Below are 19,448 nucleotides of genomic sequence, written 5' to 3'. Positions count from 1 at the left end.
TAGTCCTTGCCGGTAAAGTGGAAAACATGGTGACTCGTAAGAACCCCATTTTCGACACGGCCACTACCCTCGGAAAGATATTTGGTTTCCTCGGTGTGAGCGCGATTTGTGGTGTCCTGGTGGCGGGCCTGCTGGTTCCGGCTGCGGCCGTTTCCGGCAGCGCGGCAAGCGGTTCTATCGAGTTCTTCGATACCCTCCCGGCAGAGCTGCAAGTGGACCCCCCCAGCCAGTCCACCCGGATCCTCGCCGCGGACGGCAGCCTGATCGCGAACCTCTACGAGGAAAACCGGACCAAGGTTGCCCTCGACCAGATCTCGCCGTTCGTGAAGGAAGCCATCATCGCTGTCGAGGACAGCCGGTTCTACGAGCATGGCGGTGTGGACACCACCGGCATCCTCCGCGCCATGGTCAGCACAGCCCGTGGCAACAAACAGGGTGCCTCCACCATCACCCAGCAGTACGTGAACAACGTGCTCAACTCCAACCTCGCTGCCGAGGGAAACACTGAGGACATCAAGCTCAACGGTGTTAACAAGGGCGTGGGAGACAAGCTTCGCGAAATGAAGCTCGCGATCGCCCTGGAGAAGGAATTCTCCAAGGAACAGATCCTCGAGGGTTACCTCAACATCGTCTTCTTCAACCGCGACGCCTACGGCATCGAGGCCGCGTCCAAATTCTTCTTCAGCACCACCGCCAAGGATCTGACCCTCCCGCAGGCAGCACTCCTGGCTGGCCTCGTTAACAGCCCGTCAGCGTTTGACCCCATCACCAACCCGGAGAACGCCAAACAGCGCCGGGACCTGGTGCTGGGCCTCATGCTGGACCAGGGAAAGATTACCCAGGTCGATCACGACGCCGCTGTGGCCACCCCCGTGGAACCGAAGATCACAGAGTCACGCCAGGGCTGCGCGTACGCCACCACGGCACCTTACTTCTGCAACTACGTGCTACACCTGCTGCTTAACAACCCGGCCTACGGTGCGGACGCAAAAGAGCGCGAACAGAAGATCTTCCGCGGTGGCCTGACCATCACCACCACGCTGGACGTCAACGCCCAAAACGTTGCCCAAGCTGAGTCTGATGCAGCCGCCGGCGTCAATCCGGACAACTGGGGTGCGTCCATCGTCTCCGTGCAGCCCAACACCGGCAAGATCCTGAACATGGCGCAGAACACGTCGTTCCTGCCCACCGAAGGCAAGTTCAACCAGACGCAGAACTTCAACGTAGACAAGCTGGACAAGGACGGCAACGACCTCAACGGCCTGGGCGGATTCCAGCCCGGTTCCACCATGAAGCCCTTCACGTTCGCCGAATGGCTGAACGAGGGCAAGGCCATGAACACCAACATCAACGCCGCCACTCGCAAGTACCCGCAGAACTTCCCCTGGAAGAACACGTGCCCGGACCCCACCGTTGGCTGGTACGACGCCAGGATTCCCGGCAGCTTTGACCTGCAGAACTCCGACGAGGGCTACTACCGGAACATGACGATCCTGTACGGCCTGCAGAACTCGATCAACACGGCCACCTTCGCCTCGGCGGCTCAGGTTGACCTCTGCGGCATCCAGAAGATCGTGGATGCGGTCGGAATCCACGGCGGCCTGCCCTCGGCTGAAGATCCCAACCCGAAGGTCAAGATGACCACTTTGGCCAACCTGATCGGCTCCACGCAGACCGCCCCGCTGACCATGGCCTCCGCGTTTGCCACGTTCGCCAATGACGGCAAGTACTGCGAGCCCATCGCTATCACCTCTGTCACGGACCAGACCGGCGCGCAGCTCCCGGCACAGGCCACGAGCTGCCGGGATGCCGTCAAACCGGAGGTCGCCCGGGGCGTTGCGTATGCCATGCAGAAGGTCCTGGATGAGGGGTCCGGATCCCTCATCAAGCCGCGACTCTCCACGAAGACCAACTTCCCGGTGGCCGCCAAGACCGGCACCAACGACACCAACGGATCCACCTGGGTGGTCGGTTTCACCACCGGTGTGGCCACCGCCGCATGGTTCGGTGACCCGCTGGGTGACCAGAGCCGTGAGGGCCGTAACCTCACGGTCAATGGAAAGTTCTACAAGGCGATCGACGGTTACATGATCGCCGGTCCCATGTTCTCCAAGTACATGGCCCAGGTCGCTCCGGCGTATGGCACCAACGCGTTCACGGCCCCGCCCACCAACATGGTGAGCGGAACGCCCGCCCGGACCACGCCGTCAACGCAGGCCACCGCGCCTGCCACGGCTCCCGCCCCGCAGCCGTCCACGGACCCTGCACCGGGCAACAGCGACAAGAAGAACTAGCCTCCCATGGCAGTCAGCCCTGCATTGGCCAGCCGCGTCCGGAACATCGGGCGCGGCTTTGCCGTCACCGCTGGCGCGGGAACCGCAGCGGGTCTCGCCGCCTTCGGATACGGGCTGTGGGAGAAGAACCAGTTTGTCCTGCGCGAGGAGGCACTGCCCATCCTGCCCGCAGGCCACCCGCCCTTCCGCGTCCTGCACCTGAGCGACATCCACTTCGTCCCGGGCCAGGACACCAAGGCGCGCTGGCTGGAGTCGCTGGCGTCGCTGGAGCCGGACCTGGTGGTCAACACCGGGGACAACCTCAGCCACGTCAAGGCGGTGGAGCCCCTGCTCAAGGCACTGCGACCGCTTCTGGAGTTTCCCGGCGTTTTCGTCCCGGGGTCCAACGACTACTTCGGCCCTAGATTCAAGAACCCCGGTTCCTACCTGCTGGGCCCGTCCAAGGTCAAGCCCAAACCCATCGAACTGGACTGGCCGCGGCTGCGGTCCGGCTTCGGCATGGGCGGCTGGGTGGACCTCACCAACCGGCACCAGTCGGTGGTGTTGAAGGGCATCCGTTTCGACTTTTCCGGCGTGGACGATCCGCACTTGGGCCGGGAGCGCTATGCGGGCTGGCCCCGCGGCACCCGTGACCAGGATGAGAACGCGCACCTCCGCGTTGCGGTCATCCATGCCCCGTACCAGCGGGTCCTGGACCACTTCACGCAGGACGGCGCGGACCTGCTGCTGGCGGGCCACACCCATGGCGGCCAGCTCTGCATCCCCGGCTACGGCGCCCTGGTGTCCAACTGCGACCTCCCCACGTGGCGGGCCAAGGGACTCAACAACTGGGAAAGCAACGGACGTACGACGCCGGTCAACGTCTCGGGCGGCATCGGCACCTCCCGGTTCGCTCCCATCCGCATCGCCTGCAAACCCGAGGCCGTCCTGCTGACGCTCACCTCCCCCGAATAACGAAGGTGTGAACCTGCTCACGCCATGGCATAGGGTAGTTGCTAAGGGAAACTACATTCGATTTAGAGCTTGAGAAGCGGGCATGGCCAAGCAGACCTCATTTTTCAGATCCATCAGCCGTCTTTACCCTCACGTGAGGCCGATCATCCCCCGGCTGGTGATGGGGCTACTCTGCGCACTTCTGGCCAGCGTCGTGGCGCTGACCATACCGCAGGTGCTGCGCGTCCTCGTAAATGAGTCCCTCAAACCCGGTGGCGCGTCGGACGCCGTCTGGACTGCCGCCGTCGTCATCCTGGTCCTGGGCATCGCCGAGGCGGGACTCGTGGCCCTCCGCCGGCAGTTTGTGATCAACCCGGCCACCACCGTGGAAACCCGGATGCGGGTCTCGCTCTATGGGCACCTGCAGGACCTGACTGTGTCCTTCCACGACCGCTGGGGCTCCGGCCAGCTGCTGTCGCGTGCCATGACGGACCTGAACTTCCTGCGCCGCTGGATGGCTTTCGGTGCCATCATGCTGGTGGTCACCACGCTCACGGTGGTCATCGGCATTGTGGTTATGTTCTCCATGAGCTGGCAGCTGGCCCTGATTTTCCTGGCCGCAGCGGTGCCCGTCATGGCCTACGGTTTCCGGTTCCGGACGCGCTTCAGCAAGGTGGCGCGGCGGAGCCAGGACCAGGCCGGCGACCTCGCCACCACGGTGGAGGAATCCGTCCACGGCATCCGCGTCCTGAAGGCCTTCGGCCGCAGCCGCGAGGCCCTGGAGAACTTCAACGAGCAGGCCGAGGAACTCCGCCAGACCGAGATCGTGAAGGCCAAGCACCAGGCAACGTTCACCATGGTGGTTACCCTGCTGCCGGAACTCGCGCTCGGCGCCGGGCTGGTGGTGGGTGTGATGCTCTGCGCCAGCGGCCAGTTGAGCATCGGCGCCCTGGTGGCTTTCTTCGCCACCGCCGCCGTCATTGCGACGCCGGTGGAGTTCTCCGGCATGCTGCTGGCCATGGCACTCACCGCCAAGTCCGCCGTCGACCGCCACTTCGAGGTCATGGATTCGGTCAACACCATCACCAGTCCCCCGGCGCCGCGCACCCCCTCGCAGCTGAAGGGCGCGCTCAGCTTCAAGAACGCCACATTCGCGTTCGAGGACGCACCGGACAAGCCCATCCTCAAAGAGATCAATCTGGACGTCCGGCCGGGCGAGACCATGGCCCTGGTGGGCATCACGGGAAGCGGCAAGAGCGCGCTGATCCAGCTGGTCCCGCGCCTGTTCGACGTCACCGACGGCTCCATCACCATCGACGGGGTGGACCTGCGCGAGTTCGACGTCGACGGGCTCCGGCGCGTGGTGGGCGTCGCGTTCGAGGACACCACGCTGTTCTCCAATTCCGTCCGCGACAACGTGCTCCTCGGGGCGCCCGACCGGACCGAGGGAGCCCTGGACGAAGCCCTGGATGTAGCGCAGGCGCACTTCGCGTACTCGCTGCCGGAAGGCGTGGCCACCCTCATCGGCGAGGAGGGACTGAGCCTCTCCGGCGGGCAGCGGCAGCGGATCGCCCTGGCCCGGGCCATCGCGGCGCGGCCCCGGGTCCTCGTACTGGACGATCCGCTCTCGGCCCTGGACGTGCACACCGAGGAGCTTGTGGAGACCCGGCTCCGCGCGGTCCTGAAGGACACCACCACGCTGATCGTCGCGCACCGCCCGTCCACCGTGGCGCTGGCCGACCGGGTGGCGCTGCTCGAGGATGGCCGGATCGCCGCCGTCGGAACCCACACGGAACTTCTGGCGCACAACCCCCATTACCGCTACGTCATCGCCAGCCTGGACCAGGAACCACGGGACCTGGATTCGGAACTGTCGGAGCTTGAGGACGAGTCAGAGGACAGCATCCGATGAGTAACACAACCTTCGGCACCGCCAACGAGGACGACACCCACCTCAGCAAGTCGGACAGTAAAACCGTACGACGGCGGTCGCTCGCCCTTTTGGCCACCCTGATCCGTCCGGTGCGGCTCAGGTTCTGGCTGACCATCGCCACCGTGGTCCTGTCCCAGGCCGCGCGCGTGGCCGGGCCTGCACTGATCGCGTTCGGCATCGACCACGCGCTCCCGTCGTTGCAGGCGGGCGACAACCTCCCTCTGGTGCTTACCGGCGTCGCCTACCTGCTCGCAGCGATCGCGACGGCGGGACTCACCGCCCTCTACGTCACCTCCACCGCGCGGCTCAGCCAGGCGATGCTGCTGGACCTGCGCGTCCGGGTCTTCCGGCACACGCAGCGCCTGAGCCTGGAGTTCCACGAAAAGTACACGTCGGGACGGATCATCGCCCGGCAGACCTCGGACCTGGATGCGCTGCGGGAACTCCTCGACTCCGGCGTCAGCTCCCTGGCCTCGGGCCTGCTGTTTATGGTCTTCACGGCTGTGACGGTGTTTGCCTTGGACTGGCGCAGCGGGCTGATCGTGCTGGCCGCCGGCGTCCCGATGTACTTCCTTTCGCGCTGGTACCAGAAGCACTCCCAGATCGTATTCCGCGAATCCCGGGTGGTGTCCGCCCGGCTGATTGTGCATTTTGTGGAGACCATGACCGGGATCCGCGCCGTGAAGGCTTTCCGAAGGGAAACTGAGAACGCCGGGACGTATGGCCGGCTGGCTGAGGACTACCGGCTGGTAACGGTCCGCTCTATCAACCTCAACGGCATCTTCCAGCCCGGGCTGGTGCTGATCGGCAACGTCTGCGTGGCCGTGGTGCTCCTGTTTGGCGGGTTCCGTGTGCTGGGCGGGGACCTTGCCGTGGGCGTGCTGCTGGCACTGATCCTGTCCACCAAACGCTTCTTCCAGCCGGTGGACCAGATGGCCATGTTCTACAACTCCTTCCAGAGCGCCCAGGCTGCCCTGGAGAAGGTGTCCGGCCTGCTGGAGGAGGTTCCCACGGTCCGTCCGCCCAAGAACCCTGTTGCGCTCCGCGATGCCAGGGGCGCCGTCGATTTCAAGGGTGTGGAGTTCCGCTACGGCGACGGCCCTGTGGTCATCCCCACCATGGACCTGCACATCCCCGCCGGCCAGACCGTTGCCCTGGTGGGGCAGACCGGCGCCGGGAAATCCACGCTTGCCAAGCTGATCGCCCGCTTCTACGACGTCTCCTCCGGCTCCCTGACCCTGGACGGAGTGGACCTGCGCAGCCTCACCACCACGGACCTGCGCCGGAACATCGTGATGGTCACGCAGGAGGCGTTCCTGTTCAGCGGCTCCGTGGCGGACAACATCGCCCTTGGCCGGCCGGAGGCTTCCCGGGCGGAGATCGAGGATGCTGCCCGGACCGTGGGCGCCCACGACTTCATTACCGAACTCCCCGAAGGCTATGACACCGATGTCAACAAGCGCGGCGGCAGGGTGTCCTCCGGGCAACGGCAGCTGATCAGCTTCGCCAGGGCGTTCCTGGCCCGGCCGGCGGTGCTGATCCTGGACGAGGCCACCTCGTCGCTGGATATCCCCTCTGAGCGGCTCGTCCAGAGCGGCCTGGCGCGCCTTCTGCGGGCAACGTCCGACGCCGGCAGTCCGGCAGGTGCCCCGGGCTCGTCTGGTGCGGGGTTTGCGACCGAGGGCTCAGCTTCTGCGGGCGGCGGCCGGACGGCGCTGATCATCGCGCACCGCCTCTCCACCGTCGAAACCGCCGACCGCGTCCTGGTGGTCCATGACGGCCGCGTGGTTGAGGACGGCACCCCCGCGGAACTCATCGGCGGCGGCGGACGCTTCGCAGACCTCCACGGCGCCTGGAAGGACTCCCTGGACTAGGGATCTGACCCGGCCGGCGCCGCCGATTTCGCATCCGGGCCCGGCGTCGGCTATCCTTGTAAAGTTGCTTTTGCAGCGGATCGGGATGTGGCGCAGCTTGGTAGCGCGCGTCGTTCGGGACGACGAGGTCGCAGGTTCAAATCCTGTCATCCCGACCAATCGAAAGAGGGTCTCCCCCAGGGGAGGCCCTCTTTTGTATCTCCCGGCGGTCAAGTACCCGGGGCAGAACCGTCACGTGTCCGGGCAAAGAAATAGCCCCGAGGCATGATGACCATGCCCCGGGGCCTCGCCTCCTGAGAGGATTCCTTACATCGGGTCAGTTGCCCACGTTGGTGGTGTAGGTCTAGCCCTTGTCCTTGACGGGCTTGGACATTGGATCGGGCCAGTTGCCAACGGCTACGGATACGCCGGTGGTATCGGCGATGGAACCTGCCGACAGGACAGCCGGGGCCGCCGCAGAAAATGCCAAGGCAGCAGCAAGTAGGCCTGCGGCCGCAATATTCTTCAACATATGAGTTCCTCAATACGAGTCGGATTCGTTACAAAGTCAGCACTGTCCTTGTTGACATACATTGTAAAATGTTTTGCACAGGTACTGTCAAGCATTGAGTACAAAGACTGTCCAGAATCAGGAGGAATTCCCGTGGGCAACGGATTCGGGGAGAAGCTCCGTGCGGAGCGTCTCGAACGTGGGCTGACACAGGCTGCACTGGGCAAGGACCTGTATTCCCCCAGTTATATCTCCCTCCTCGAAACCGGCCGCCGTGAGCCGACGGCCGAAGTCATCGAGGAGCTCGCCCGCAGGCTGGAGCTGGCGCCCAAGGCGCTGGAAGCCTGGAGCCAACCCATCACAGTCAGCGACGCCGAGTACGTCCTGGCCGGCCTCTACGCGCGCCAGGCCTGGGACCTCAGGGACTATCCGCTGGCGGCCACCCACGCAGCCACCGCGGCCCAGATAGCTCTGGAGGGCAAGAACACCAGCGCGTGGTGGAACATGACCTACATGCAGGCCGAATGCCTGATCAAACAGGGCAACTGGCAGGAATGCCAAAAGATCATGCAGCACCTCCTGGAGCACCCGATGGCCACGGAATCTGCCGGCCTCGCCGTCCGTGCCCGCCAGATGCTCGCCGCTATCTGCCAGGGCCAGGGCCAGCTGAGCACTGCCGTCGAACATGCGCTGGCGGCCGTACAACTCTGCGGCCAGCTGCCCAACGGATCCACCCTGATCATCGGCGCCTACCGCGCGCTGATCGGGGCGCTGGCGGAGAGCGGCCGCCTGGATGAGGCCTGGAAATACTGCCAGGCCATGAATGACCAGATGGACGAGCACTCCATGTCCCAGCTCGCCGGTGAGGTTGCCTGGGTGATCGGCAACGTGGCCTTTATGCGGCACGATTACCCCGAAGGCATCAAGTACCACGAGCGCGCCGCCCGGATGCTGTCACCTGCCAACGACATCGATCTGTGGGCCCGTTTCAACAAGGCCTCGGCCGCCGTCCGGCTGTCCTCCGGAATCGTAGAACCGGAAACACTTTCCAGCATCGAGCGCGCCGAACTGGCGCTGTCCATTGTGGGCGGCAACAAGAGCGACCAACTCGAAGTTGCGTTTATCCGCGCGCGCTGGCTTTATCTCACCGGCGACATCGTGGCTGCCATCAACAAGCTCCGGGAAATCCACGCCGAATCCGGCGCGCTGGCCAAGCACACGGCCGGGGAAGTCTCACTCCTGCTGGGCAAGTCGCTGAAGGCCGCCGGTGAGTCCGACGAAGCCCTGGTCTACCTCGAAGAAGCGCAGAAGGCCTTCAGTGCCGCGGGAGCCTCGGACCGTGTCCAGCAGGCCCTGGACGCGGTCCTTGAGATCAGACTCGCCCAGCAGCGGGCCGCCGCAGGAGCGAAAAACGCCAAGGCAAGCTAGTAACGGGCCCGGCCGGAAGCCGGGCCCGTCAAAGGTGTTCTAGGCGAACGTCCTGCCGGTGATTTTCTCGTAGGCCTCGACGTAGCGGCCGCGCGTCCGGGCCACCACGTCTGCGGGCAGGGCTGGCGGTGGCGATTCGGAGGACCGGTCCCAGCCTGATTCGGCGGACGTCAGCCAGTCGCGCACATACTGCTTGTCGTAAGAAGGCTGCGCTTTGCCCGGCTCATACGTGGCCGCATCCCAGAAACGCGAGGAATCCGGTGTCAGGACCTCATCGCCCAGGGTGATGGCCCCGGACACGGCGTCGTAGCCGAACTCAACCTTGGTGTCGGCCAGGATGATGCCGCGTTCGCGGGCGATCTTCTCCGCGCCGGTGTAGATCTTGAGGGTCAGCTCGCTGAGGCGTGCGGCGATGTCGTCCCCCACCATGGCCACAACATCGTTGTAGGAGATGTTCTCGTCATGCTCGCCCACCTCGGCCTTGGCCGACGGTGTGAAGATCGCCTGTTCCAGCCGGGATCCGTCCACCAGGCCTGGCGGCAGCGGAATCTCGCAGACCGTACCCCTGGCCTTGTACTCCAGCAGTCCGGAGCCGGTGAGGTAGCCGCGGGCGATGCATTCCACAGGGAACATGTCCAGCTTCCTGCAGATCATCGCGCGGCCTTCCACGGCCGCGGGAACGCCGTCTTCCACGGTGGATGCCAGCACGTGGTGGACCACGTCAAGCTGGTCGAACCACCACAGGCTCAACTGCGTGAGGATGCGGCCCTTGTCCGGGATCTCGCTGGCCAGCACGTGGTCGAAGGCGCTGATGCGGTCGCTCGCCACCACCAGGACGCAGTCCTGGCCCACCTGCCGGCGGATGGCTTCGTCCGCCGGCTCGTAGAGGTCGCGGACCTTGCCGGAGTAAACGTGCGTCCAGCCCGGCAGGTCCAGGGTTTCGGTGCTGAAGCCGCGGGGCTGCTGTGGTTCCTGGGCGGAGTTCTCAGTCATGTTATGCCTTCGCCTTCGTGACAGGGAGCGATCCGGTGGCCAGTGCCGTTACCTTGATTTCACCGCGGGCGGCCTTGCGTCCGATGTCCGTCCGGAACTGGGAGCCTTCCAGCTGAACCAGCTCCACGCCGTCGTACGCCCGTTCCCGGGCCTCCACCAGGTCGCTGCCGAGGGCAACGACGGCGAGCACCCGGCCGCCGGCGGAGATCACCTTGCCGTCGTCGTCGAGCGCAGTGCCTGCGTGGATCACGTGCACGCCGTCGAGCTCGTCCACCTTCTTGAGTCCGCGGATGCGGTCACCGGTGCGCGGGGTGTCCGGGTAGTTTTCGGACGCGACGACGACGGCGACGGCGGTCTCCTTGGACCAGCGCAGCTCGTCTGCCTTGTCCAGTTCGCCCTTGGCGGCTGCCAGCAGCAGCGCACCGAGGGGGGTCTTGAGCCGGGCCAGGACGGCCTGCGTCTCGGGGTCGCCGAAGCGGACGTTGAATTCGATGACGCGGGTGCCGCGCGTGGTCAGCGCCAGGCCCACAAACAGCACACCCACAAACGGGGTGCCGCGGTTGGCCATCTCGTTGACCGTGGGCTGCGCGACGCGGTCGATGACTTCCTGGACCAGCCCGGCCGGGGCCCATTCCAGCGGCGTATAGGCACCCATGCCGCCGGTGTTGGGGCCTTCGTCGTTGTCGAAGATGCGTTTGAAGTCCTGCGCCGGGGACAGTGCCACGGTGTTGCGGCCGTCACAGAGGACAAAAACGGAAACCTCGGGGCCATCGAGGAACTCCTCGATCACCACGGTGCCAGCGGCGTCGAAGCACGTCTGCGCATGGGCCAGGGCTTCGTCGCGGTTGTTGGTGACCACCACGCCCTTGCCGGCGGCGAGGCCGTCATCCTTCACCACATAGGGTGCGCCGAAGGTGTCCAGGGCCGCGGCGGCTTCCTCGGCGTTTGTGGCCACCATCGCCATGGCCGTGGGGACTCCCGCTTCGGCCATAACTTCCTTGGCGAACGCTTTGGAGGCTTCCAGCTGCGCTGCGGCCTTGCTGGGGCCAAAGACCGGAATGCCGGCGGCGCGGACGGCGTCGGACACCCCGGCAGCCAGCGGCGCCTCGGGGCCCACCACCACGAGGTCCACGCCGAGCTTGGTGGCCAGCGCCTCGACGGCGTCGGGATCATTCCCGTCAATGTTGTGGGTGGGGACCAGCTTGCTGATGCCGGCGTTGCCGGGAGCCGCATGGACCTCGGATACGTTGGGGTCGGCGAGCAGGGAGCGGACAATGGCGTGTTCGCGGCCTCCAGGGCCAATGACGAGTACCTTCACAGTCTCCAAGGGTACTTTGTGCACCCTGCCCTTTCCTAAGGGGGTGCTCCTAAGCTGTGTCCTCGCCCGGCCATCCCTGCGGCCCGCCGCAACGAATCCAAGGCATGAAGAAGCTTCTGAAGTGGCTCAAGGACCCCGCCGCAATGGCCGCGCTGGCAGGCGTGGCGGCTGCCGCCGTCGTACTTTCCGTAGCGGAGCTGATCGGAGCGTTCTTTACCGCCCGGGCAACTCCGGTGATCGCGTTGGGGTCCACGTTCATCGACTTCACACCGCCGTGGATGAAGGACTTTGCCATCGCCACGTTCGGCACGAATGACAAAGCCGCGCTGTTTGTGGGGATGGGCCTGACCATTTTCCTGCTGGCCTGCGTGCTGGGTGTGGTGGCCTACCGCAAGTGGGCGCTGGGCGTTGCCGGTGTGCTGCTGATGGGCGCGGTGATCGTGGCCAGCGTGGTGACTCGGGCCAGCGTGAAGCCGCTGGATGCCATCCCCACCGTGCTGGGCACAATTGCAGGGCTGGTGGTGCTGCGGCTGCTGATCGCCCCGCTCTGGCGGCTGAAGTCCTGGCCCGAGGCTCCTGCCGACACGGGCGCCGCGGAACCTGACCGTCCCGCCACCAGCCGCCGACGCTTCTTCGCCGCGGCCGGGATCACCGTGGCCGGCGCTGGGATCGCAGCCACGGGCGGACGCCTGCTCAGCGCCGCCCGCAGCAACATCACCAAGGCCCGCGAGGCCCTGCAGCTGCCCACCCCGGCAAAGGCCGCGGCCGCTGTGCCCGCCGGCGTCCAGTCTCCGGCAGCCGGCGTCGGCCCCTGGCTGACCCCCAACGGGGACTTCTACCGGATCGATACCGCCCTGAGCGTGCCCGAAATCAACGCCGAAGACTGGGAGCTCCGCGTGCACGGGCTGGTGGAGGAAGAGGTCCGCCTCACCTTCCAGGACCTGCTCGACGCCGACCTCATCGAATCGCACGTGACCCTCACCTGTGTTTCCAATCCCGTGGGCGGAAACCTCGCCGGGAACGCTCGCTGGCTCGGCCTTCCCATCCGCGAGGTCCTCAAGCGCGCACGTCCCAAGGACGGTGCGGACATGGTGCTGTCGACGTCGATCGATGGCTTCAGCGCCTCCACGCCGCTGGAGGTCCTGCAGGATGACCGCGATGCCATGCTGGCGATCGGCATGAACGGCGAGCCCCTGCCGCTGGAGCACGGCTATCCGGTGCGCATGGTGGTGCCCGGGCTGTACGGTTTTGTCTCCGCCACCAAGTGGGTGGTGGACCTGGAAGTGACGCGGTTCGCGGACAGCAAGGCCTACTGGACCCAGCGCGGCTGGTCCGAGCGCGGCCCCATCAAGACCATGGCCCGGGTGGAAGTTCCGAAGTCCTTCGCCAAGGTGCCCGCCGGCCGGGTGGCGATCGGCGGCACTGCGTGGGCACAGACCCGCGGCATCACCAAGGTGGAAGTCCAGATCGACAACAACCCCTGGGCCGAGGCAGTCCTGTCCACCGAGGCGTCCCTCATCACGTGGCGCCAGTGGTCCTTCGACTGGGAAGCCACACCGGGACCGCACTACATCAAGGTCCGCGCCACCGACGGAACGGGCGAGGTCCAGACCGATCAGCGGGCCGATCCGGTGCCCGACGGCGCCTCCGGCTGGCAGTCTGTCATGGTCACCGTGGAGTAGCCCGGCATTCGCCGATTCCGCCCCTAGACTGGCATCATGCCGCACAACCCGCATGCCACGTTCACCGTGGACTCCGCTGTCGAACTCGCCGTTATTGAACGAAGCGGTTTTGTGGAGTCCCGGCACATCGGCTCAGCCGTCGTACTGTCCGGCGACGGGTCCGTCGTCACAGAACTCGGTGACATCCGGACTCCCTTGTACGCACGGTCCGCGCTTAAACCGCTGCAGGCCCTGGCGGCCATGCAGTCCGGAGTTCCGCTGCGCGGCGCTCAGGTGGCGCTGGCCTGCGGCAGCCACGTGGGCTCCCTGGACCATATGGACGTGGTGGAGGGAATGCTCAAGGCCGCCGGCGTCCGGGAGGACCAGCTCCAGTGCCCCGCCGCCTGGCCGCAGGACGAGACGGCCCGCAACTGGCTGGTCAGGTCCGAAAAGGGCAAATCGAAGCTAGCCTTCAACTGCTCCGGCAAGCACGCCGCCTTCCTGTGGGCCTGCACCGAAAACGGCTGGGACACCCACAGCTACCTTGAACCGAACCATCCTCTGCAGCAGCGCGTCCGAAGTGTGATCGAGGAATACAGCGGCGAAAAGATCGCCCACCTGGGCATTGACGGGTGTGGGGCCCCGGTGGCCGCCATTTCGCTGACCGGGTTGGCGCGAGCGTTCTCGATGCTGGCCAAGGCCCCGGGCGACAAAAATTCCAACGCCCGCGCCGCCACCATCGCCACGTCCATGCTCGACTACCCCTGGGCCGTCCAGGGGCACGGCGAGGCCAACACCATCGTGATGGACGAACTGGGCATCATCGCCAAGATTGGTGCCGAGGGCGTCCTGGCCATGGCCACACCCCAGGGTGTCTCGGTGGCCATCAAGATGCTTGACGGGAATCTGCGGGCCACGTCCCTGGTGGGCCTGACCCTCCTCGCCGCGGTTGGCGCCGTGGATATCCCCGGCGTCTCCAGCGTCCTCGAAAAAGTGGTGGCCCCGGTGATGGGCGGCAGCCACGAGGTGGGCAAGATCCGCCTGGGCCCGGCCGTGTCCGCGCTCCTGGACTGATGGCTGTAGCACGCCGTCGGATCGGCATTGAAGAAGGCACAGCGGCACTGGCCGCATGGCAGGAAGCCGCCGCATCGCCGTCGGACATTCCGCTCCCCCGCAACGTCACCGCCACGGCCGTGCGGTACACGCTGGAGGAGGTGACCGCGCGGGCGCCGGGGAACTCGGTGGAGGTGCGGGTGCCGCCGTTCGGCGTCACCCAGTGCGTGGAGGGACCGCGGCACACCCGCGGAACCCCGCCCAACGTGATCGAATGCGACGCCGCCACCTGGCTTGGTATGGTGACCGGCCAGTTGAGCTGGTCGGACGCCGTCGCGGCGCACAAGGTGTCCGCCTCCGGCCTGCGCGCTGACCTCTCAGGCCTGCTCCCCCTCTAACCTGCCCCACCCTCCCAACCGTCCCGGCACCGGCGCGAACGGACAGTTAAGCCCCCGCGGGCAGGGCCGCAAGTGTCCCCTCGCGCTATTAGGCGCCGGCGGGGTTCGATTCCAGCGTCAGCAGCCTGCCGATGGCGCTTGCCTGCAGGTTGTCCAGGAGGTCCCGGGGGCCGTTGTAGACCTCGGCCGCGCCTGACTCGCGGAGTTCGGCGGCGCTGGTCCCGCCGCAGGTGACGCCGATGGCAGGGATTCCCAACGCGGCAGCAGCTTGCATGTCCCACACCGCATCCCCCACATAGACTGCTCCGGCCGCGGCCACACCAACAGCTTCAAGCGCGGCCACGAGGATGTCCGGGGCCGGCTTGCTTGCCTTCGCATCGTCCGCGCTGGTGGCGGCATGGATGAACGAGTCCGCACCAAGGGCTTTGCGGGTGGCCTTCAGATCCTGCGTTCGTGCCGATGATGCCAGGGCGACGGCGAGTCCCCCGGCGTGGCACTGCGCAAGCAGCTCCTTGGCGCCGTCGAACGGTCGCAGCGACGGCCAGCTCTGCGCGAAGACTGCCGCATGGCTGGCCAGGATGTCGGCGTCGGCCTCGCGGTCCCGGCCAGCAGGAAGAAGCGTGTCCACCAAACGATCGCCACCCATCCCGACGCACCGGTGAATGGCGGCCATGGGGACGTCATGCTGGTGCTGTCGGAACGCCTGCCACCACGCGAGCGTGTGGATGTAGGCGGAGTCCACCAGGGTCCCATCAACGTCAAACAAGACGCCCCATCGCCGCCCGCGGACCAGGGCGTGGCTCTGGGTGATCACCCGACTACAGCGCGAGCGGCCCCGGACAGCTTCTTGCCGCGGGCGGCGCTATCCTTCGGGGATGACGTGGGGCCAATCCGATCCCGGATCACGGTTCCGGCACCGTTGTTACTGAAGTCCCTGATCAGGCCTGTGCCGGCAATCTCGCGGGCCATCGCAATGCCGGCCACCGCTGCGCGCTTCGTTGGGAAGGTCACCGAGATAGCCATCAGGCTTCCTGAACCATCCAACATCCGTACCCTGTAGCCGCCGTCAGGCGCATCCACCAGCTCAAAATGTCCGGCCATTACAACCACCCCTCGTTCAGTCGCGGCGCTGAGCCCCATTAGGAGCGCTCCGCAAGTCTAGTAAGTATACTTACCTTTCTCCCGGACGTGAAGAGCGGGGCAGGCCCTCAGGCCCTCATTGCCCTACCTGTCTGTCTCCGGGGGAATAGGTGTGTCACTGCGGCGAACCGTATCCTGATGAAGCTCAAGAGCGCTTGTCACAAGCGCGAAGTGACTGAAGGCCTGGGGCGTATTGCCCAGCTGCCGCCCTGCCCTGACGCCCCATTCCTCACTGAGCAGGCCCACATCGTTGCGGAGTTCGAGCAACCGCTCGAAGAGTTCGGTGGACTCCTCGGTGCGTCCCGCGCCCAGCAGGGCCTCCACCAACCAGAACGAGCAGGCCAGGAACACCCCTTCGTCTCCCGGGAGGCCGTCGTCGCTGTCGGCGGGACGGTAGCGGAGCACAAAACCGTCTTCGGTGAGCTCCCGCTGGATCGCGTCAATGGTCCCCAGCACCCGGGGATCATCCGGCGACAGGAAGCCCACCCGCGGGATCAACAGCAGGCTGGCATCCAGTTCGGGCCGGCCATACGCCTGCACAAAGGTGTTGCGGACGGGGTCGAAGCCGTTGGCCATGACGTCCCGGTGGATGGTGTCGCGAAGGGCCTCCCAGCGTTCCACGGGGCCGGGCAGGCCGAAATCGCGGACGCCTTTAACCATCCGGTCTGCGGCCACCCAGGCCATCACCTTGGAATGCGTGAAATGGCGCCGCGGCCCGCGCATCTCCCAGAGTCCGTTGTCCGGCTGGTCCCAGATGGTCTCCAGGTGCTGCATCAGGGCCACCTGGACGTCCCAGGACTCGTCCGTGTGTTTCAGCAGGGAGTTCCTGGTCAGCGCCAGGCAGTCCAGGACCTCGCCCCAGACGTCCAGTTGAAGCTGCTCGGCGGCGCCGTTGCCGGTCCGTACCGGTTTTGAATTCTCGTACCCGGCAAGCCACGGCAGTTCCATTTCCGGAAGCCTGCGTTCGCCGTGGATTCCGTACATGATCTGCAGGTCGGCCGGATCGCCCGCCACAGCGCGGAGCAGCCAGTCACGCCAGGCGGCAGCCTCGGTGGTGTAGCCGGCGGCCAGGAGCGCCTGCAGCGTCATGGTGGCGTCCCGCAGCCAGCAGAAGCGGTAATCCCAGTTGCGGGGACCGCCCAGCTGTTCCGGCAGGGACGTGGTGACCGCAGCGACGATGCCGCCCGTGGGAGCGTAGGTCAGCGCCTTCAGGGTCACCAGCGAACGGACCACGGCATCCTGGTACTTTCCCTGGACGGTGCACTGGGATGCCCAGCCGCGCCAGAAGGCCAGGGTGGTGCCCAGCACTACCTCGGCGTCCACCGTGTGCGGGCGGGGAACGTGGCTGGGCGCCCACGTCAGGACAAAGGGGATGCGCTCCCCCGCGTGGACTGTGAAGTCACTGACGGAGTGCATGTTCTCGCCGTGAAGCGGCGCCTTGGTGACGAAGTAGACGGAGTCCGGGCCGGCGATGGCATGCAGGCCGTGCCTGTCGCGCCGCACCCAGGGAACGATATGCCCGTAGTCGAACCTCAGCGCCAGTTCACCGTGCATCCTGACGCTTCCCCTCACGCCCTCAACGATCCGCACGATGTCCGCCACCGCGTCGCGTGGCGGCATGAAGTCAATAACCCTGACGGTACCCTCCGGGGTTTCCCATTCTGTTTCCAGGATCAGGGTCCCCTCCCGGTAGCCGCGCCTGGTGCAGGTGCCGCCGCTCTCGGGTGCCAGTAGCCATCGTCCGGCCTCAGGCGTATCCAGGAGCGCGTTGAAACATGCCGGCGAGTCGAAGCGCGGCAGGCAAAGCCAGTCGATGGAGCCCTCGGTGCTGACCAGGGCGCCGGTGTGGAGGTCGCCAACAACTGCATAATCTTCAATGCGCGCCATTCCCATACACTGCCACAAGGATGGGCCCTGCCGGAGAAAACAACCGTGAATGATAGTGGCAAAGCACAGCGGTGTACCGTGAGTTGACGGCCGGTCCACGAACACCGGAGGCATCATGGTTCACCCATCTCCCCTGCGGGTCAGCTGACTGTGGCTGTCTATATCGGCACCTCCGGCTGGAGCTATGACCACTGGGAGAACGTGCTCTACCCGCCAGGCCTCCCGGCCCGGGACAGGCTCCAGCACTACGGTTCCCGGTTTGGCACCGTTGAGTTGAACGCCAGCTTTTACCGGTGGCCCCGGGACACGTCCTTCGCCAGCTGGCGGCGCAGGCTCCCGGACGGGTTCGTGATGTCCGTCAAAGCTCCGCGCGGCCTGACGCACGGCAAGAAACTCTACGGACCCGAAGTCTGGCTGGAACGCATCGCCCGCTGCTGGCACGAACTGGGCGACAAACGCGCTGTCCTCCTGGTCCAACTGCCACCGCAGCTGCAGCGCGATGATGCCCGGCTGGATCACTTCCTCGCCGCGGTCCCGTGGTGGATCCGGGTGACCGTGGAGTTCCGGCACCCCAGCTGGGACCATCCGGACGTGTACGCCTTGCTGGAACGGCACCAGGCCGCGTACTGCATCATGAGCGGCGCCCAACTGCCGTGCATCCTCCGCGCCACAGCGCCCTTCGTCTACATCCGGCTCCACGGGCCTGACCATCAGCACCTGTATGGCGGCTCCTACTCCGATACGGACCTGCAGTGGTGGGCGGACCGGATCCGCGAATGGTCCGCGGCAGGCAAGGATGTCTATGCCTATTTCAACAACGACGGCGGCGGGAACGCCGTGCGGAACGCCGACACCCTCCGCTGGCTCCTTGATTGAGGCTGACGTCACGCACGGCGGCGGGACCGCCAGGGTGCCCGGCGCGCGGTTGCGCTGTGGCAGAGTGGAGACATGGACAGGGCTCCTCAGAATTCACCGCAGAACACTCCGCACCCCGCACCGCTGTCCGGCACCCAGCTTTTACGCCTGGCGCACCGGATCTCCGCCGTCGTCAACGCCGTCCGCATCCAGCTCGCCAAGGGCTGGAATTTCGCACCGCAGACCATCGCGTACCAGGGCTACGGTTCGACCGACTGGGTACGCGTGCTCGGCCGCGTCCTGTTAACCAAGAATCCGGCCCCGGGCAGCCGGGCCGAGCAGGCTGCCCGCAACGGCACACAAAACGTCCGCGGCTGGCGGGCCTTCACCAGCGTCCCCCTGCAGTTCATCGAGGTGGAAATTACCATTGGCGGCGTCACCACCCGAGTCCGGGCGGACCGTGGCGGCCTGATCGACACCGTGGTGGACGTGCAGCTCCCGCCGGGCTGGCACACGGCCATCCTGCGGGCTGACGGGACCGAACCCGTGGAGACGCTGATCCAGGTGATCGATGCCGATGCGAAGTTCGGCATCGTGTCCGACATCGACGACACCGTGATGGTCACCGCCCTGCCCAGGCCGTTCCTGGCCCTGTGGAACACGTTTGTCCTCAGCGAACGGGCCCGGATGGCGACGCCGGGGATGGCGGTCCTGCTGGAAAGGCTCACCATTGAACACCCGGACGCGCCCGTCATCTACCTGTCCACGGGTCCGTGGAATGCTGCCCCCACCCTGGCGCGGTTCCTGGGCCGGAACATGTATCCATCCGGCGCCCTCCTGCTCACGGACTGGGGCCTGACCCAGGACCGCTGGTTCCGCAGCGGGCAGGAGCACAAGCACCGCAACCTGGAGCGCCTCGCCAAGGAATTCCCGGACATGCGGTGGCTCCTGATCGGCGACAACGGCCAGCACGACGAACAGATCTACTCAGGCTTCGCCCAGGAAAACGCCGACAAGGTGGCCGCCATCGCCATCCGGCAGCTCTCCGTCAGCGAGTCCGTCTTCGCCGGCGGGCACTCCGAGGACGGCGACCACACCACGTCGGTGGTGCCCTGGATCTATTCGCCGGACGGCGCGGGGATGGCCAAACAGCTTAAGCTCCTGGACCTCCTCTAGATCAATCACCACACA

Annotated in this window: 16 protein-coding genes and 1 tRNA gene; 11 read left to right on the top strand and 6 right to left on the bottom strand. The window is 66.0% G+C overall.

Translation table 11 applies throughout. The features are described from left to right. The first annotated feature begins 26 nt into the window (after window positions 1-26). The 5 genes from NG698_RS11200 to NG698_RS11180 all read left to right on the top strand — a co-directional run bounded on the left by NG698_RS11200 (window position 27) and on the right by NG698_RS11180 (window position 7,192). Window positions 27-2,294, top strand: coding sequence for a transglycosylase domain-containing protein (locus NG698_RS11200; protein WP_252609770.1), 2,268 nt, complete (start codon window positions 27-29; stop codon window positions 2,292-2,294). A 6-nt stretch (window positions 2,295-2,300) separates the two neighbouring features. Further along, window positions 2,301-3,248 carry a metallophosphoesterase gene (locus NG698_RS11195; protein WP_252609768.1) on the top strand — a complete coding sequence of 316 codons (948 nt, stop codon included), beginning with the start codon at window positions 2,301-2,303 and terminating at the stop codon, window positions 3,246-3,248. Between the two features lie 82 nt (window positions 3,249-3,330). Continuing rightward, entirely contained in the window at window positions 3,331-5,139 is a 1,809-nt protein-coding gene (locus tag NG698_RS11190; RefSeq protein WP_252609759.1) for an ABC transporter ATP-binding protein, read from the top strand. Then, window positions 5,136-7,034, top strand: coding sequence for an ABC transporter ATP-binding protein (locus NG698_RS11185; protein ID WP_252609757.1), 1,899 nt, complete (start codon window positions 5,136-5,138; stop codon window positions 7,032-7,034). The genes NG698_RS11190 and NG698_RS11185 overlap by 4 nt, the downstream gene beginning before the upstream one ends. Window positions 7,035-7,115: 81 nt before the next feature. Then, a tRNA-Pro gene (locus tag NG698_RS11180) sits at window positions 7,116-7,192 on the top strand. A gap of 185 nt (window positions 7,193-7,377) precedes the next feature. On the opposite strand, the gene NG698_RS11175 is transcribed toward NG698_RS11180, so the two are convergent. Further along, window positions 7,378-7,545 carry a hypothetical protein gene (locus tag NG698_RS11175; RefSeq protein ID WP_252600306.1) on the bottom strand — a complete coding sequence of 56 codons (168 nt, stop codon included), beginning with the start codon at window positions 7,543-7,545 and terminating at the stop codon, window positions 7,378-7,380. A gap of 132 nt (window positions 7,546-7,677) precedes the next feature. Between NG698_RS11175 and NG698_RS11170 the strand changes: the two genes are divergently transcribed. Next, entirely contained in the window at window positions 7,678-8,952 is a 1,275-nt protein-coding gene (locus NG698_RS11170; protein WP_252609755.1) for a helix-turn-helix domain-containing protein, read from the top strand. Window positions 8,953-8,991: 39 nt separating this feature from the next. On the opposite strand, the gene NG698_RS11165 is transcribed toward NG698_RS11170, so the two are convergent. Further along, complete coding sequence (locus NG698_RS11165) at window positions 8,992-9,945, bottom strand: phosphoribosylaminoimidazolesuccinocarboxamide synthase (protein WP_252609753.1); 954 nt, start codon at window positions 9,943-9,945, stop codon at window positions 8,992-8,994. Window position 9,946: 1 nt separating this feature from the next. After that, window positions 9,947-11,263 (bottom strand): phosphoribosylamine--glycine ligase, encoded by a 1,317-nt coding sequence (purD, locus tag NG698_RS11160; protein ID WP_252609831.1) that lies wholly within the window; start codon window positions 11,261-11,263, stop codon window positions 9,947-9,949. Between the two features lie 104 nt (window positions 11,264-11,367). On the opposite strand from purD, the gene NG698_RS11155 reads away from it, so the two are divergent. The 3 genes from NG698_RS11155 to NG698_RS11145 are packed head-to-tail and all read left to right on the top strand — an operon-like array spanning window position 11,368 to window position 14,375. After that, window positions 11,368-12,945 (top strand): molybdopterin-dependent oxidoreductase, encoded by a 1,578-nt coding sequence (locus NG698_RS11155; protein ID WP_252600301.1) that lies wholly within the window; start codon window positions 11,368-11,370, stop codon window positions 12,943-12,945. A 36-nt stretch (window positions 12,946-12,981) separates the two neighbouring features. Beyond that, a complete protein-coding gene (locus NG698_RS11150; RefSeq protein WP_252609751.1) occupies window positions 12,982-13,998 on the top strand; it encodes an asparaginase in 1,017 nt (338 codons plus the stop codon). Continuing rightward, the gene (locus tag NG698_RS11145; RefSeq protein ID WP_252600299.1) at window positions 13,998-14,375 is read left to right on the top strand and encodes a sterol carrier family protein; all 378 of its coding nucleotides are present in this window, start codon (window positions 13,998-14,000) and stop codon (window positions 14,373-14,375) included. The genes NG698_RS11150 and NG698_RS11145 overlap by 1 nt, the downstream gene beginning before the upstream one ends. A gap of 88 nt (window positions 14,376-14,463) precedes the next feature. Here the strand turns inward: NG698_RS11145 and NG698_RS11140 are convergent, their stop codons facing one another. The 3 genes from NG698_RS11140 to NG698_RS11130 form a co-directional block, all read right to left on the bottom strand. Then, entirely contained in the window at window positions 14,464-15,141 is a 678-nt protein-coding gene (locus tag NG698_RS11140; protein ID WP_252600298.1) for an HAD family hydrolase, read from the bottom strand. 44 nt (window positions 15,142-15,185) lie between these two features. Continuing rightward, window positions 15,186-15,476 (bottom strand): YegP family protein, encoded by a 291-nt coding sequence (locus NG698_RS11135; RefSeq protein ID WP_252570412.1) that lies wholly within the window; start codon window positions 15,474-15,476, stop codon window positions 15,186-15,188. A 123-nt stretch (window positions 15,477-15,599) separates the two neighbouring features. Next, complete coding sequence (locus NG698_RS11130; RefSeq protein ID WP_252600296.1) at window positions 15,600-17,402, bottom strand: glycoside hydrolase family 15 protein; 1,803 nt, start codon at window positions 17,400-17,402, stop codon at window positions 15,600-15,602. A 150-nt stretch (window positions 17,403-17,552) separates the two neighbouring features. Here NG698_RS11130 and NG698_RS11125 point away from each other — a divergent pair, with 150 nt between their 5' ends. Further along, the gene (locus NG698_RS11125; RefSeq protein ID WP_252609750.1) at window positions 17,553-18,278 is read left to right on the top strand and encodes a DUF72 domain-containing protein; all 726 of its coding nucleotides are present in this window, start codon (window positions 17,553-17,555) and stop codon (window positions 18,276-18,278) included. A 72-nt stretch (window positions 18,279-18,350) separates the two neighbouring features. Then, entirely contained in the window at window positions 18,351-19,433 is a 1,083-nt protein-coding gene (locus NG698_RS11120) for an App1 family protein phosphatidate phosphatase (protein WP_252600294.1), read from the top strand. The last annotated feature ends 15 nt before the right edge of the window (window positions 19,434-19,448 follow it).

The sequence above is a fragment of the Pseudarthrobacter raffinosi genome (genome assembly GCF_023913735.1).
Classification (GTDB): Bacteria; Actinomycetota; Actinomycetes; order Actinomycetales; family Micrococcaceae; genus Arthrobacter; species Arthrobacter raffinosi.
This window is presented reverse-complemented; position numbering and strand designations above follow the sequence as displayed.